A 13,857-nucleotide genomic window follows, 5' to 3' on the forward strand; every position below is an offset into this window, starting at 1 on the left:
TGCGTCTCTACGCGCGTCCGGCCTTTGTCGTGTCGGACAAACCCGTCGTGCAGGCATCGTCGTCGTGGGCGCACTCCACCGAGCGGTACGAGCCAGTGCCGATCTCGGCGAAGTTGCGCAGGCTGTCCGTGCCCGGTTCGAAGTAGCCGCCGTGGCCCTTGGCGTCCCGTGCCGACAGCACGCGGGCCCCGAAGGCCTCCGCCATCGGGTCCTCGCCGTGCCCGAGGCCGCCGACCTCCAGGTGCGGAATGTCCTGGATCCAGTCGTCGGCGTCCCGCATCGCCCACACCCGGGCGTCGGTGTCCAGCTGGGCCGCCTTCTCCACCCGCATGCCGGGGCTGCCGGCCACCGCTATGTCGGCCACCCGGTCCGGCATGGCGTGCGCGGCGACCCCGCACACCACGGAGCCGTAGCTGTGGCAGAACATCGAGACGGGCGCGCTCCCGGGCAGGGCGCCCAGCAGGGCGTTCAGCCGGACGGCGCCGCTCTGGGCGCGCATCGCGGTGGCCGAGTCGATGCCCAGGCCGTCGGGGGAGGTGTAGTCGGCCCAGGCGATCACGGCCGTACGCGTCGAGGGGCTCGCCTCGTGCTCGGCCGCGTAGAGGGCCTGGGCCATGCCGACGGGCGCCGAGTACTTGCGGTTCGTGCGCTGGAAGGTGAGCAGGTCGGTGTCGACGCCGGGGACGACGACGGAGATCCGCTCGGCCTTGTCGAGGCTGCCGAACACCTCGGCGATCCGGCCGGAGCCGTCCGGGTCGAAGGCGAGGATCTGCCGGCCGGCCGCGCTCAGCGCCTCGTAGCGGTGCATGCGGCGGCCGGCCAACTGCTGCCCGGAGGGCGTGAGGCGGCTGTCGTGCATGCGGGTGCGCTCGAGGCGGATCTGCTGGAACAGGGCGACACGGTTGGCGCGGTAACGCAGTTCGGCGGGCGCGCCGTTCATGTTGCCGACCGCGAGCGGGTAGTCCCGCGCGAGCGCGGTGCGCTGCGGGCCGGTCAGCGAGGCGAAGAAGCGGGCGAGGCGGGCGGGTGCCGCGTCGGGATCCGGCAGCTGGTGGCCCGCGAGCCGGCCGTGCTCCCACGCGGTGCGCGCGGCCTGCACGGCGGTGCTCTCCCGGTGCTGGCGGTTGGCGGTCCAGCCGGTGGTCGCCAGCATCACGAACACCACGGCCAGGGCGGCCAGGGCGCGCCAGACGCTGAGTTGAGGGGAGGTGTCGAAGGAAGTCACTGAAAGGACACACTAGGAGAACGGGAGGGTCTCGGGTGACCCAAGTGACGGGGATCACGTTTCATTCGGCGTGGGAATGGTCATAAAGCCCTTCAGGCCTCCGCGCGTTCACGCCTGTGCGCCCGGCGCCTCTCAGGTCTCGCGCCAGCCGCCCAGCAGGGCCGGGCCCACCCCGTCCAGGTTCAGGGCCGTCAGCGCGCGCACCCCCTCCAGGCTGAAGTCGTCGCCGAGGGTCCACTGTCGTTCCGTCACCCGTATCACCCCGCTGAACACGGCCACCACCAGCCGCGGCCGCGGATCGGTGTCCACGTCGAGGCCCTCGCGTTCGCCGATCACCCGCGCCAGGGTCTCCTCGACCTCCGCCGAGCGCCGCAGATGCGCGGCGAGCAGCACCGGCGTCGACTCGATCACCCGGTACAGCCGCAGATACGTCTCGACCGGTACGACGGACTCGACGACGTCGTTGATCGCGTACCAGCCCTCCACGACGGCCTGGCGCAGCGCCTCCAGCGGCGCCTCGTGCGGAGGGCGTTCGCGCACCGCCGCCACGAACCGCGCCACCGTCATCTCCACCAGGGCCAGCGCGGCCTCCTCCTTGCCGGCGAAGTAGCGGAAGAAGGTGCGCTGTGAGACGTCGACGGCCTCGGCGATCTCGTCGACGGTCGTCCCCTCGTATCCCTGCGAGGCGAACAGCTCCACCGCGGCCCGCAGCAGCGCCTCCCGAGTGCGCTGTTTCTTGCGTTCGCGCAGTGTTTCCATAGGTGTCAGTTACCGACTTGTGAACTCGATTGTCAATTGTCAGTGGCTGTCACTAGCCTCGAACACATGACTAGTCAGACCACCATCGACTCGACGGGTCCGGGGGGCAAGGCGCCGGCAGACCCGTCGGAGGGGCCGCTCGCCAAGGGGCTGCGCGGCCACCCGTGGTTCACCCTCATCACCGTCGCCGTCGGCGTCATGATGGTGGCCCTCGACGGCACCATCGTGGCCATCGCCAACCCGGCCATCGCCAGCGACCTCGGCGCCACCTTCGCCGAGGTCCAGTGGATCACCAACGCGTACTTCCTCGCCCTGGCGGTCTCCCTGATCACCGCGGGCAAGCTCGGTGACCGCTTCGGCCACCGTCAGACGTTCCTGATAGGCGTCGTCGGCTTCGCCGCCGCGTCCGGCGCGATCGGCCTGTCCAGCAGCATCGGCGCGGTCGTCGCCTTCCGGGCACTGCAGGGCCTGTTCGGCGCGCTGCTGATGCCGGCGGCGCTCGGGCTGCTGCGCGCGACCTTCCCGGCCGAGAAGCTCAACATGGCGATCGGCCTGTGGGGCATGGTCATCGGCGCCTCGACCGCCGGCGGGCCGATCCTCGGCGGCGTTCTCGTCGAGCACGTCAACTGGCAGTCGGTGTTCTTCATCAACGTGCCGGTCGGCGCCCTCGCGCTCGTCCTGGGTGGGCTGATCCTGCTCGACCACCGCGCCGAGAACGCCCCGCGCTCCTTCGACCTGCTCGGCATCGCCTTCCTCTCGGGCGCGATGTTCTGCCTGGTCTGGGCCCTCATCAAGGCCCCGACCTGGGGCTGGGGCGACGGCCTGACCTGGGCGTTCATCGTCGGCTCCGTGGCCCTCTTCGCGGCCTTCGCCTTCTGGGAGACGAAGGTCAAGGAGCCGCTGATCCCGCTGGGCCTGTTCCGCTCGATCCCGCTGTCGGCGGGCGTGGTCCTCATGGTCCTGATGGCGATCGCCTTCATGGGCGGCCTGTTCTTCGTGACGTTCTACCTCCAGAACGTGCACGGCATGAGCCCGATCGACGCCGGCCTGCACCTGCTTCCGCTCACCGGCATGATGATCGTCGGCTCCCCGCTCGCGGGCGCGGCGATCACCAAGCTCGGCCCGCGCATCCCGCTGGCCGGCGGCATGGCCGCCACCGCGATCGCCATGTACGGCATGTCCACGCTGGAGACGGACACCGGCAGTGCCGTGATGTCGATCTGGTTCGCCCTGCTGGGCTTCGGCCTCGCACCGGTCATGGTCGGCGCGACGGAGGTCATCGTCGGCAACGCCCCGATGGAGCTGTCGGGCGTCGCGGGCGGACTGCAGCAGGCGGCCATGCAGATCGGCGGCAGCCTCGGCACGGCCGTGCTGGGCGCGGTGATGGCGTCCAAGGTGGACGGCGACCTGCCCGCCAACTGGAAGGGCGCGGGCCTGCCCGAGCTCACCCCGGCCCAGCTGGACCAGGCCTCCGAGGCCGTCCAGGTCGGCGTCGCGCCGGTGGCGAAGGGAACGCCCGAGGCGGTCGCCGCGAAGATCACGGACGTCGCCCATGACACGTTCATCTCGGGCATGAGCCTCGCGTCGCTGGTCGCGGCCGGGGTGGCGGTCGTCGCCGTGTTCGTCGCGCTGCTCACCAAGCGCGGGGAGAACGCGGAGGCGGGCGCGGGCGTCGGTCATATCTGACGGAACTTCAAGAAGTTTCCCCTATCAGGGTGACAACGCTAAAGGTCCCTCGCATCCGGCACGCGTCGCAGGTCACAGTTAGTCAAGCCCTCCGGATGGGAGGGCGGTCAGGGCCGCGGCGCGCTGCCGGAGGGGGACAGCGCGCCGCGGCCCTGACCGGTTTGGCGGGCATGAACCGCGCGCCGTGGGTACCCGGCCATCGAAACATCCCCGGAATCCAGGGAGTTGATGATGGCCGGCTTCGGACACGGCACGCGCAGGTACCCCCGCTCACGTGGCCGCATGGGGTCACGGACCGGGCCGGATCGCGCGACGCTCGGCCTTGTCGGCCTCGTCTGCGCGGTCGCCGGATTCTTCGCGCTGGGGATCGTCCTCGGCCCCGCGGCGATCGTCTGCGGCTGGCTGGCCATGGGCCGCACCTGGGCGGGCTCCCGCCCGGTACCGGCCCTGGTCGCCGTCGTCCTCGGCGCGATCGACACACTGCTGGCGATCATCTGGCTGGCGGGCGCGGCGGGCACGGGCAACGGGCTGCTTTAGGGCCTGTCCGGCGGATCGTGCCGCAGACGCGGGGAATGGCACGCCCACCTGCGGCGTTGTCGTCGGTTGCCGACGCTCCGCGTCGCCGCCCTCCTCCGCCTTGCAGCTGCACGCACCATTCCCCGCTCACCTGCGTTGATCAGGCGCCGCTGCTTTCCTGCGACTCGATCCGCCGGACAGGCCCTAGCGGACCGGGCTGCAGTGCCGCGACCTGCGCGCGCAGAGCCCGTACCTCCTCCGTCAGGGCCAGGATCGCCTCCGTCTGGGCGCGTTCCTCGACGTCGTCCTTCTCGAAGCGCTCGATGAACCACGCCGCGATGTTCGCGGTGACGACACCGAGCAACGCGATCCCGGACAGCATCAGACCCACGGCGATGATCCGGCCCAGCCCGGTGGTCGGGGAGTGGTCCCCGTACCCCACCGTCGTCATCGTGGTGAACGACCACCACAGCGCGTCACCCAGGGTGCGGATGTTCCCGTCCGGCGAGTCCCGCTCCACCGACAGCACGGCGAGCGAGCCGAACATCAGCAGTCCGACGACCGCCCCCACGACATACGTCGTCATCTGGATCTGCGAGGCCATCCGCGCCCGCCGCCCCACCAGCAGCAGCGTCGCGACCAGCCGCAGCAGCTTGAGCTGCTGCACCACCGGAAGCACCACCGCGCACAGGTCCAGCCAGTGCGTACGGACGAACTGCCGCCGGTCGGACGTCAGCGCCAGCCGGATCACGTAGTCCGTGGCGAACGCCCCCCACACCACCCACTCGACCGTGGTGCACAGGCTCGTCAGCGTGTGGTCCGCCGAGGTGTCCACGATCGGGACGGCGTAGGCGACGGCGAACACCACGGCGAGGGCGAGCAACGGCCGCTGGGTCCACAACTCCCACCGGCCCTGCGCCGATTGTTCTTGCATGCTCGCATCGTAAAGAACGAGTAAGGGCGGTGGAGCCTCGAGCCCCACCGCCCCACCCCTGTGGTACGGGTACGCGCTACGCGTCGCCGCCCGCCGCCCCCGGGTCGGCCGCGGCGACGTCCAGCAGCTGGTAGCGGTCGATGGCCTGCTTCAGCAGGGACCGGTCGACCTTGCCCTCCCGGGCCAGCTCGGTCAGCACGCCCACCACCACCGACTCGGCGTCGATGTGGAAGAAGCGGCGGGCCGCGCCCCGGGTGTCGGCGAAGCCGAAGCCGTCCGCGCCCAGCGACTGGTAGGTGCCCGGCACCCATCGCGCGATCTGGTCCGGCACCGACCGCATCCAGTCCGAGACGGCCACGAACGGCCCCTCGGACCCGGAGAGCTTGCGCGTCACGTACGGCACCCGCTGCTCCTCCTCCGGGTGCAGCAGATTGTGCCGCTCGACCTCGACGGCCTCGCGCCGCAGCTCGTTCCAGGAGGTCGCCGACCAGACGTCCGCCTTGACGTTCCAGTCCTCGGCGAGGATCTTCTGCGCCTGGACCGCCCACGGGACGGCCACACCGGACGCGATGATCTGCGCCGGGATCTGGCCGGCCGTGCCCGCGCTGAAGCGGTGGATGCCCTTGAGGATGCCCTCGACGTCCACGTGCTCCGGTTCGGCCGGGTGCTGGATCGGCTCGTTGTAGACCGTGAGGTAGTAGAAGACGTCCTCGCCGTGCGGATGCTCGGCCGAGCTGCCGTACATGCGCCGCAGCCCGTCCTGCACGATGTGCGCGATCTCGAAGCCGTACGCCGGGTCGTAGGCGACACAGCCCGGGTTAGTCGAGGCCAGCAGCTGCGAGTGGCCGTCCGCGTGCTGGAGACCCTCACCGGTCAGGGTCGTACGGCCGGCGGTCGCGCCCAGGACGAAACCGCGCGCCAGCTGGTCCGACATCTGCCAGAACTGGTCGCCGGTGCGCTGGAAACCGAACATCGAGTAGAAGACGTAGACCGGGATGAGCGGCTCGCCGTGCGTGGCGTACGCCGAGCCCGCCGCGATCAGCGAGGCCGTGCAGCCCGCCTCCGAGATGCCGTCGTGCAGCATCTGGCCGGTCGGCGACTCCTTGTACGCGAGCAGCAGGTCCCGGTCCACGGCCTCGTACTGCTGGCCGAGCGGGTTGTAGATCTTCGCGCTCGGGAAGAAGGAGTCCATGCCGAACGTGCGGTACTCGTCCGGCGCGATCAGCACGAACCGCTTGCCGAGCTCCTTGTCCCGCATGAGGTCCTTGAGCAGCCGTACGAACGCCATGGTCGTGGCGATCGACTGCTGACCCGAGCCCTTCTTCACACTCGCGTACGTCTTGTCCTCGGGCAGCGCGAGCGGCTTCGAGCGGACGACGCGGGTGGGCACGTAACCGCCGAGGCCCTTGCGGCGGTCGTGCATGTACTGGATCTCCTCCGAGCCCCGGCCCGGGTGGAAGTACGGCGGCGCGCCGGACTCCAGCTCCTTGTCGGAGATCGGCAGGTGCAGGCGGTCGCGGAAGCCCTTGAGGTCGGCGACCGTCAGCTTCTTCATCTGGTGCGTGGCGTTGCGGCCCTCGAAGTTCGGGCCCAGCGTCCAGCCCTTGACCGTCTTGGCGAGGATGACCGTCGGCTGGCCGGTGTGCTCCACGGCCGCCTTGAAGGCCGCGTAGATCTTCTTGTGGTCGTGACCGCCGCGGCCCAGATGCAGGATCTGGTCGTCGCTCATGCCCTCGACCATCGCGCGCAGCCGCTGGTCGTCGCCGAAGAAGTGCTCGCGGATGTACGAGCCGGACTCGGTGGCGTAGGTCTGGAACTGGCCGTCCGGCGTCGTGTTCATCCGGTTGACGAGGATGCCGTCCCGGTCCTGCGCGAGCAGCGGGTCCCAGGAGCGGTCCCAGATCAGCTTGATCACGTTCCAGCCGGCGCCCCGGAACACCGACTCCAGCTCCTGGATGACCTTGCCGTTGCCGCGCACCGGCCCGTCCAGCCGCTGCAGGTTGCAGTTGACGACGAAGGTCAGGTTGTCCAGGCCCTCACGTGCGGCGATGGTCAGCTGGCCGAGCGACTCCGGCTCGTCCATCTCGCCGTCGCCGAGGAACGCCCACACGTGTGACTTCGAGGTGTCGGCGATCCCGCGCGCGTGCATGTAGCGGTTCATCCGCGCCTGGTAGATCGCGCCGATCGGGCCGAGGCCCATCGACACCGTCGGGAACTCCCAGAAGTCCGGCATCAGCCGCGGATGCGGATACGAGGACAGACCGTGCGGCGCCTTGGACTTCTCCTGGCGGAACGCGTCCAGGTTGTCCTCGCTGAGCCGGTCCAGCAGGAACGCGCGCGCGTAGATGCCCGGAGAGGCGTGGCCCTGGAAGAAGACCTGGTCACCGCCGTCGCCCTCGTCCTTGCCGCGGAAGAAGTGGTTGAAGCCGACGTCGTAGAGGGACGCGGAGGAGGCGAAGGTGGCGATGTGGCCGCCCACGCCGATGCCCGGGCGCTGGGCCCTGGACACCATCACGGCCGCGTTCCAACGGGTCGCGTTCAGGATCCGCCGCTCGATCTCCTCGTTGCCCGGGAAGAACGGCTCGGCCCTGGTGGGGATGGTGTTGACGTAGTCCGTGCTGCGCATCTCGGGCACGGCCACGCGCTTCTCGCGGGCCCGCTCGATCAGGCGCAGCATGAGGTAGCGGGCCCGCTCCCGGCCGCGCTCGTCGATCGCGGCGTCGAGGGAGTCGAGCCACTCCTGGGTTTCCTCGGGATCGAAGTCAGGAACCTGACTCGGAAGGCCGCCAATGATGATCGGGTTGCGATCGGATCCGGAAGCCACGCTGTTCCTTACCTGTCAGAGGGCTGTGTGGGGCTGTGTGGGGGACTGGGCGAGGGTGACCTGCACAGCCCCCATCGTGTACCTAGGGGCCGCAAACGTCATCTCTACCCCTAGGTAACCGGCACTCGTTCGAATCTCGTACCCTTGGATGGTTCTCAAATACGCAAACAGGGCAGATGGGTGTGGCGTATGTCACCTTCCGTCTGGATCTCATGCCTGGAGTTGCGTCGACACGGCCAGGATCGTCACCGTTTCGGCGGTCCGAACCGCCGGGTACTTGCGCGATCCGTCCCGCCCGTGTGGACTACGGCCAATGCTTCGCGCACGCGCGTGGCTGAGTTAGTTCCCGAATCATGATCAGGAGGCAACCCGTGAGCGCGACCGCGGACCACGCGGAGGAGCGGACGAGCCCTGCCGTCAGGCTGGGGTTCCAGCCCGAGCAGGTGGTCCAGGAGATCGGCTACGACGACGACGTCGACCAGGAGCTCCGCGAGTCCATTGAGGAAGTCATCGGCAGCGATCTGGTGGACGAGGACTACGACGACGTCGCCGACGCCGTAGTGCTCTGGTTCCGCGACGATGACGGAGACCTGACGGATGCGCTGGTGGACGCCACCACGTACATCGAAGAAGGCGGGTCGATCCTCCTCCTGACGCCGAAGACCGGCCGTACGGGGTACGTGGAGCCCAGCGACATCTCCGAAGCCGCGACGACTGCGGGTCTGTCGGCCAGCAAGAGCGTCAGCGTGGGCAAGGACTGGAGCGGCAGCCGGCTGGTGACGCCCAAGGCCGCCAAGTCCAAGAAGTGACCTCGTCGAGGTAAGCCGAGGTAATCCGGTCTGGAAACGGACGGGCCGACCGACTCCGGTCGGCCCGTCCGCCGTCCCGTGGGGCCTGCTGCGTAGGGTGTTCTCACCCAGACAGCCCCATCCGAAGGGACATCCACGCGATGGCGATCCAGGTCGGCGACAAGGCCCCCGACTTCGAGCTCAAGGACAACCACGGGGCGACCGTGAAGCTCTCCGACTTCCGGGGCAGCAAGAACGTCGTCCTGCTCTTCTACCCCTTCGCCTTCACCGGCGTCTGCACCGGTGAGCTGTGCGAGGTACGCGACAACCTTCCGAAGTTCGCAGACCGCGAGACCCAGGTGCTCGCCGTCTCCAACGACTCCATCCACACCCTGCGCGTCTTCGCCGAACAGGAGGGCCTGGAGTACCCGCTGCTGAGCGACTTCTGGCCGCACGGCGAGGTCTCCCGCGCCTACGGCGTCTTCGCCGAGGACAAGGGCTGCGCGGTGCGCGGCACCTTCGTCATCGACAAGGAGGGCGTCGTGCGCTGGACGGTCGTCAACGCGCTGCCCGACGCGCGCGACCTCGGCGAGTACGTCACGGCACTCGACACCCTCTGATCCCCGCCGGTCCCGCCGCCGGCCCGGTCCGGCGCCGACACCCTGTGATTCTTCGGCTCCAAGGCCTGCGTGGGGCGGGAACCCGTCACTAGGATCGACTCGTTGATCCGATATCCAACGCACCACGGGGCTCCCCGCCCCAGGACACCAATGGAGGACTCGTGGGAGTCAGCCTCAGCAAGGGCGGCAACGTATCGCTGACCAAGGAGGCCCCGGGCCTGACCGCGGTCATCGTCGGTCTGGGGTGGGACGTCCGCACCACGACCGGCACCGACTTCGACCTGGACGCCAGCGCGCTGCTGCTGAACAACGCAGGCAAGGTCGGCAGCGACGCCAACTTCGTCTTCTTCAACAACCTCAAGAGCCCCGACGGCTCGGTCGAGCACACCGGTGACAACACCACCGGTGAGGGCGAGGGCGACGACGAGGCGATCAAGGTCAACCTCGCCACCGTCCCGGCCGACGTCGAGAAGATCGTCTTCCCGGTGTCGATCTACGACGCCGAGAACCGTCAGCAGTCCTTCGGCCAGGTCCGCAACGCGTTCATCCGCGTCGTGAACCAGGCCGGCGGCACCGAGATCGCCCGCTACGACCTGAGCGAGGACGCGTCCACCGAGACCGCGATGGTCTTCGGCGAGCTCTACCGGCACGGCACGGAGTGGAAGTTCCGCGCCATCGGCCAGGGCTACGCGTCGGGTCTGCGCGGCATCGCGCAGGACTTCGGCGTCAACGTCTGATTGACCCGGAGGACCTGAGGTCACCGAAAGCCCGACCGTCCGGCGCCGCACCGTTTACGGGCGGCGCCGGACGTGCAGGACAACCGAAGAAGCAGTACCTAGGGGAGGACCAGCAATGGGCGTCACGCTCGCCAAGGGGGGCAACGTCTCCCTGTCCAAGGCCGCGCCGAACCTCACTCAGGTGATGGTCGGACTCGGCTGGGACGCGCGCTCCACCACCGGAGCCGACTTCGACCTCGACGCCAGCGCGCTGCTGTGCTCGAGCGGGCGGGTGATGGGGGACGAGTGGTTCGTCTTCTACAACCAGCTCACGAGTCCGGACGGCTCCGTGGAGCACACCGGCGACAATCTCACCGGTGAGGGCGAAGGCGACGACGAGTCGCTCCTGGTCGACCTCTCCAAGGTGCCCGACCGGTGCGACAAGATCGTCTTCCCGGTCTCCATCCACATGGCGGACGAGCGCGGCCAGACCTTCGGGCAGGTCTCCAACGCGTTCATCCGCGTCGTCAACCAGGCCGACGGCCAGGAACTCGCCCGCTACGACCTGAGCGAGGACGCGTCGACCGAGACCGCGATGATCTTCGGCGAGCTCTACCGCTACGGCGGCGAGTGGAAGTTCAGGGCGGTGGGCCAGGGGTACGCGTCGGGTCTGCGAGGCATCGCCCTCGATTTCGGCGTGCACGTCTCCTAGGCGACTTGTGGGCCGGTCGGCCGGTGGGCCGGTGGGCCGGTGGGCCGGTCGGCTGGTGGGCCCAGGACCTCCCCGCGCGAGCGCTGCTACCGGCTGGTATGGGGGTGCCGGTGCCTGTCGGGGCAGTCGCCTCTAGACTTGCTCCGTTAGGTCAACTTTTTGTAAAGCCGAGTACGGCGCGGGGGAGACCCGTACACACAGGATTGGGTAGCCAGTGCTTCTGAAAACCTTCGGCTGGTCGTTCGCGGTCACCGCGCTCGGCCTGGTCGCAGCGGTCTTCTACGGGGGGTGGGAGGCCTTCGGCATCGTGGCGATCCTCACCATCCTCGAGATCTCGCTGTCGTTCGACAACGCGGTGGTCAACGCCGGAATCCTGAAGAAGATGAACGCCTTCTGGCAGAAGATCTTCCTCACCGTCGGTGTCCTCATCGCCGTCTTCGGCATGCGGCTGGTCTTCCCCGTCGTCATCGTGGCGATCAGCGCCAAGATCGGCCCGATCGACGCCGTCGATCTCGCGCTGAACGACAAGGACCACTACCAGCAGCTCGTCACCGACGCCCACCCGGCGATCGCCGCCTTCGGCGGCATGTTCCTGCTCATGATCTTCCTCGACTTCATCTTCGAGGACCGCGACATCCAGTGGCTGCGCTGGATCGAACGCCCGCTGGCCAAGCTCGGCAAGGTCGACATGCTGTCGGTCTGCATCGCCCTGATCGTCCTGCTGATCACCGCCTTCACCTTCGCCACCCACGCCCACCAGCACGGCGGCGCCCACGTCGACAAGGCGCAGACGGTGCTGATCTCCGGCATCGCCGGACTGATCACCTACATGATCGTCGGCGGTCTCTCCGGCTACTTCGAGGACAAACTCGAAGAAGAGGAGGAACGCGAGCACGAGGAGGAGGAAGAGGCGGTGCGCAGCGGCAAGCAGCGCTCGCCCGTCGTGCTGGCCGGCCAGGCCGCGTTCTTCATGTTCCTCTACCTCGAGGTCCTCGACGCGTCCTTCTCCTTCGACGGCGTGATCGGCGCCTTCGCCATCACCAACGACATCGTCCTCATGGCCCTGGGCCTCGGCATCGGCGCCATGTACGTCCGTTCGCTGACCGTGTACCTGGTCCGCCAGGGCACCCTGGACGACTACGTCTACCTGGAGCACGGCGCCCACTACGCCATCGGCGCCCTCGCCGTGCTCCTCCTGGTCACCATCCAGCACCAGATCAACGAGGTCATCACCGGTCTCGTCGGCGTGGTCCTGATCGCCGCGTCCTTCTGGTCCTCCGTGCGCCGCAACAAGGCACTCGCGGCCGCCGAGGGAAAAGCGGAGGGCTCGGACGAGAAGACTGAGGTCTCGTCCGGGGTGTGATCACCTTCTGACCGAGGAACGCTCTGTGCGGGGCGGCCGGTGAGGAAACTGTCCTCCACGGCCGCCCCGCCGGCCATGTACGGATCTTTGTGGCGAATCCTTGTGGCGAACGATGGGGAGGCAGGGGGCGGGAATGGGCTTCTTCGACGGAATTCTGGGCAGCCGAACGGCCGATTTCGACTCGGGCAGCGCGGCCAGCAACGCGATCGAGCTGACCAAGCGGCATCATCAGGTCTCCCTCACCAAGCAGGGCGCCGCGACGGGGAACCTACGGGTCAACCTGACCTGGCGGATGCGGACGTCCGACATCGGCGGGCCGCAGCGCGAGAGCCTGCTGCGCCACCCCTTCAAGGCGCTGCGGCCCCCGGAGGTCATCGGACACAGCCAGAGCATGGTCAACGTCGACCTCGACCTCGGCTGCCTGTACGAGCTGGCCGACGGCACCAAGGGCGTCGTCCAGCCGCTGGGCGGGTTCCTGGGGGACGTGAACGCGGCGCCGTACGTGAAGCTGAGCGGCGACGACCGATTCGGATCGGCGTCCGGCGAGACGATGTACGTCAACCTCGACCACCGGGACGAGATCAAGCGACTGCTGGTCTTCGTCTACATCTACGACCAGACGCCGGCGTTCGACCGCACCCACGCCATCGTCACGCTGTACCCGAGCAACGGGCCGCGGATCGAGATAGGGCTCGACGAGCGGCATCCGCAGGCCCGGTCCTGCGCGGTGGTCATGATCGAGAACGTGAAGGGGGAGTTGATGGTCCGGCGCGAGGTGCGGTTCGTCTACGGATTCCAGGCGGAGCTGGACCGGCTGTACGGGTGGGGGCTGCAGTGGGGGCGGGGCTACAAGACGAAGGTGGAGAAGTAGCGCTCACGGCCCCGCGGTCCCGCGTTCCCCGAGTCCTCACCGTCCGACGAACTGCGGCCCCTGCGGCGGCAGACGGAAGGAGCCGTCCGGGTAGCCGTAGCCGTGGGTCGGAAGGCTGGACGGGTAGCCGTAGGCCGGCTGCTGTTGCTGCTGTTGCGGGACGGCCGAGGTCGGCTGCTCCGGAGGCAGGGGCTGGGAGAGGCTCGGGGTCGGCTGGGCGGGCGTCGGGTCGGACGCCTCCTCGGACTCGTCCACCGAGATGCCGAAGTCGGTGGCCAGGCCCTTGAGGCCGTTGGAGTAGCCCTCGCCCAGGGCGCGGAACTTCCAGCCGTCGCCGCGCCGGTACAGCTCGCCGCAGATCAGGGCCGTCTCCTCGCCCGTCTCGGGACGGATGTCGAAGGTGGCCAGCGGCTCGCCGTCGCTTTTCGCGTCGTACAGCAGAATGCTGAGGGAACGTACGCGGTCGAACGGGACGCCGTCCGCCGAAGCGACCAGCAGAATCTGACCGACGCCGGACTCGACACCGGAGAGATCTGTCTGGATGGTGTCCGTAAGGCCCTCGGCGACCCGCTTCTTGCCGAGCCGCCACACCTTCCCGGAAGGGTGCCGGGGCTGGTTGTAGAAGACGAAGTCCTCGTCGGAACGCACACGACCGTCGAGGCCGAGGAGCAGCGCCGAGGCGTCGACGTCCGGGACCCCCTGCCCGGGGGTCCAGCGCAGCACGGCACGTACCGTGGTGGTTTTCAGCGGGACGTTCGACCCCTTCAGCATCGCGTGCGTCATGCGGTCATCCTGCCTTCTCGGTCCTGCTCACGACAACGCGGGGTCCATGGCGGGTCCGGA

Annotated in this window: 13 protein-coding genes; 8 read left to right on the forward strand and 5 right to left on the reverse strand. The window is 68.8% G+C overall.

The window, feature by feature from the left end; all coding sequences use genetic code 11:
* Positions 1–7: 7 nt before the first annotated feature.
* Both ACZ5SK_RS29810 and ACZ5SK_RS29815 read right to left on the reverse strand, forming a co-directional pair.
* A complete protein-coding gene (locus ACZ5SK_RS29810; protein ID WP_334580459.1) occupies positions 8–1,225 on the reverse strand; it encodes an alpha/beta hydrolase in 1,218 nt (405 codons plus the stop codon).
* A 132-nt stretch (positions 1,226–1,357) separates the two neighbouring features.
* The gene (locus ACZ5SK_RS29815) at positions 1,358–1,984 is read right to left on the reverse strand and encodes a TetR/AcrR family transcriptional regulator (RefSeq protein WP_334580461.1); all 627 of its coding nucleotides are present in this window, start codon (positions 1,982–1,984) and stop codon (positions 1,358–1,360) included.
* 66 nt (positions 1,985–2,050) lie between these two features.
* On the opposite strand from ACZ5SK_RS29815, the gene ACZ5SK_RS29820 reads away from it, so the two are divergent.
* Both ACZ5SK_RS29820 and ACZ5SK_RS29825 read left to right on the forward strand, forming a co-directional pair.
* Entirely contained in the window at positions 2,051–3,670 is a 1,620-nt protein-coding gene (locus tag ACZ5SK_RS29820) for an MFS transporter (protein ID WP_334580462.1), read from the forward strand.
* Between the two features lie 228 nt (positions 3,671–3,898).
* Positions 3,899–4,207, forward strand: a complete 309-nt coding sequence (locus ACZ5SK_RS29825; RefSeq protein ID WP_079662619.1) for a small hydrophobic protein — start codon at positions 3,899–3,901, stop codon at positions 4,205–4,207.
* A 139-nt stretch (positions 4,208–4,346) separates the two neighbouring features.
* Here the strand turns inward: ACZ5SK_RS29825 and ACZ5SK_RS29830 are convergent, their stop codons facing one another.
* Positions 4,347–5,120 carry a potassium channel family protein gene (locus tag ACZ5SK_RS29830; protein ID WP_334580464.1) on the reverse strand — a complete coding sequence of 258 codons (774 nt, stop codon included), beginning with the start codon at positions 5,118–5,120 and terminating at the stop codon, positions 4,347–4,349.
* A gap of 76 nt (positions 5,121–5,196) precedes the next feature.
* Entirely contained in the window at positions 5,197–7,944 is a 2,748-nt protein-coding gene (gene aceE / locus ACZ5SK_RS29835; protein ID WP_334580465.1) for a pyruvate dehydrogenase (acetyl-transferring), homodimeric type, read from the reverse strand.
* 371 nt (positions 7,945–8,315) lie between these two features.
* Between aceE and ACZ5SK_RS29840 the strand changes: the two genes are divergently transcribed.
* The 6 genes from ACZ5SK_RS29840 (at position 8,316) to ACZ5SK_RS29865 (ending at position 13,014) form a co-directional block, all read left to right on the forward strand.
* Positions 8,316–8,753, forward strand: a complete 438-nt coding sequence (locus ACZ5SK_RS29840) for a DUF3052 domain-containing protein (RefSeq protein ID WP_057583034.1) — start codon at positions 8,316–8,318, stop codon at positions 8,751–8,753.
* A gap of 140 nt (positions 8,754–8,893) precedes the next feature.
* Positions 8,894–9,352, forward strand: coding sequence for a peroxiredoxin (locus ACZ5SK_RS29845; RefSeq protein WP_319673421.1), 459 nt, complete (start codon positions 8,894–8,896; stop codon positions 9,350–9,352).
* A gap of 161 nt (positions 9,353–9,513) precedes the next feature.
* Positions 9,514–10,089 carry a TerD family protein gene (locus tag ACZ5SK_RS29850; protein WP_334580467.1) on the forward strand — a complete coding sequence of 192 codons (576 nt, stop codon included), beginning with the start codon at positions 9,514–9,516 and terminating at the stop codon, positions 10,087–10,089.
* Positions 10,090–10,204: 115 nt separating this feature from the next.
* Complete coding sequence (locus ACZ5SK_RS29855) at positions 10,205–10,780, forward strand: TerD family protein (RefSeq protein ID WP_319340132.1); 576 nt, start codon at positions 10,205–10,207, stop codon at positions 10,778–10,780.
* Positions 10,781–10,994: 214 nt separating this feature from the next.
* The gene (locus ACZ5SK_RS29860) at positions 10,995–12,143 is read left to right on the forward strand and encodes a DUF475 domain-containing protein (protein WP_334580469.1); all 1,149 of its coding nucleotides are present in this window, start codon (positions 10,995–10,997) and stop codon (positions 12,141–12,143) included.
* 133 nt (positions 12,144–12,276) lie between these two features.
* Positions 12,277–13,014, forward strand: a complete 738-nt coding sequence (locus ACZ5SK_RS29865) for a TerD family protein (protein WP_334580471.1) — start codon at positions 12,277–12,279, stop codon at positions 13,012–13,014.
* Between the two features lie 36 nt (positions 13,015–13,050).
* On the opposite strand, the gene ACZ5SK_RS29870 is transcribed toward ACZ5SK_RS29865, so the two are convergent.
* Positions 13,051–13,797, reverse strand: coding sequence for a TerD family protein (locus ACZ5SK_RS29870; protein ID WP_334580472.1), 747 nt, complete (start codon positions 13,795–13,797; stop codon positions 13,051–13,053).
* Between the last annotated feature and the right edge of the window lie 60 nt (positions 13,798–13,857).

This window comes from Streptomyces sp. NPDC031474 (genome assembly GCF_055581185.1).

What these genes read in the sequence shown, in the direction of transcription:
- ACZ5SK_RS29815 (WP_334580461.1), bottom strand. Translation starts at nt 1,984, where the DNA reads ATGGAAACACTGCGCGAACGCAAGAAACAGCGCACTCGGGAGGCGCTG.
- ACZ5SK_RS29820 (WP_334580462.1), top strand. Translation starts at nt 2,051, where the DNA reads ATGACTAGTCAGACCACCATCGACTCGACGGGTCCGGGGGGCAAGGCG.
- ACZ5SK_RS29825 (WP_079662619.1), top strand. Translation starts at nt 3,899, where the DNA reads ATGATGGCCGGCTTCGGACACGGCACGCGCAGGTACCCCCGCTCACGT.
- ACZ5SK_RS29830 (WP_334580464.1), bottom strand. Translation starts at nt 5,120, where the DNA reads ATGCAAGAACAATCGGCGCAGGGCCGGTGGGAGTTGTGGACCCAGCGG.
- ACZ5SK_RS29845 (WP_319673421.1), top strand. Translation starts at nt 8,894, where the DNA reads ATGGCGATCCAGGTCGGCGACAAGGCCCCCGACTTCGAGCTCAAGGAC.
- ACZ5SK_RS29855 (WP_319340132.1), top strand. Translation starts at nt 10,205, where the DNA reads ATGGGCGTCACGCTCGCCAAGGGGGGCAACGTCTCCCTGTCCAAGGCC.
- ACZ5SK_RS29865 (WP_334580471.1), top strand. Translation starts at nt 12,277, where the DNA reads ATGGGCTTCTTCGACGGAATTCTGGGCAGCCGAACGGCCGATTTCGAC.
- ACZ5SK_RS29870 (WP_334580472.1), bottom strand. Translation starts at nt 13,797, where the DNA reads ATGACGCACGCGATGCTGAAGGGGTCGAACGTCCCGCTGAAAACCACC.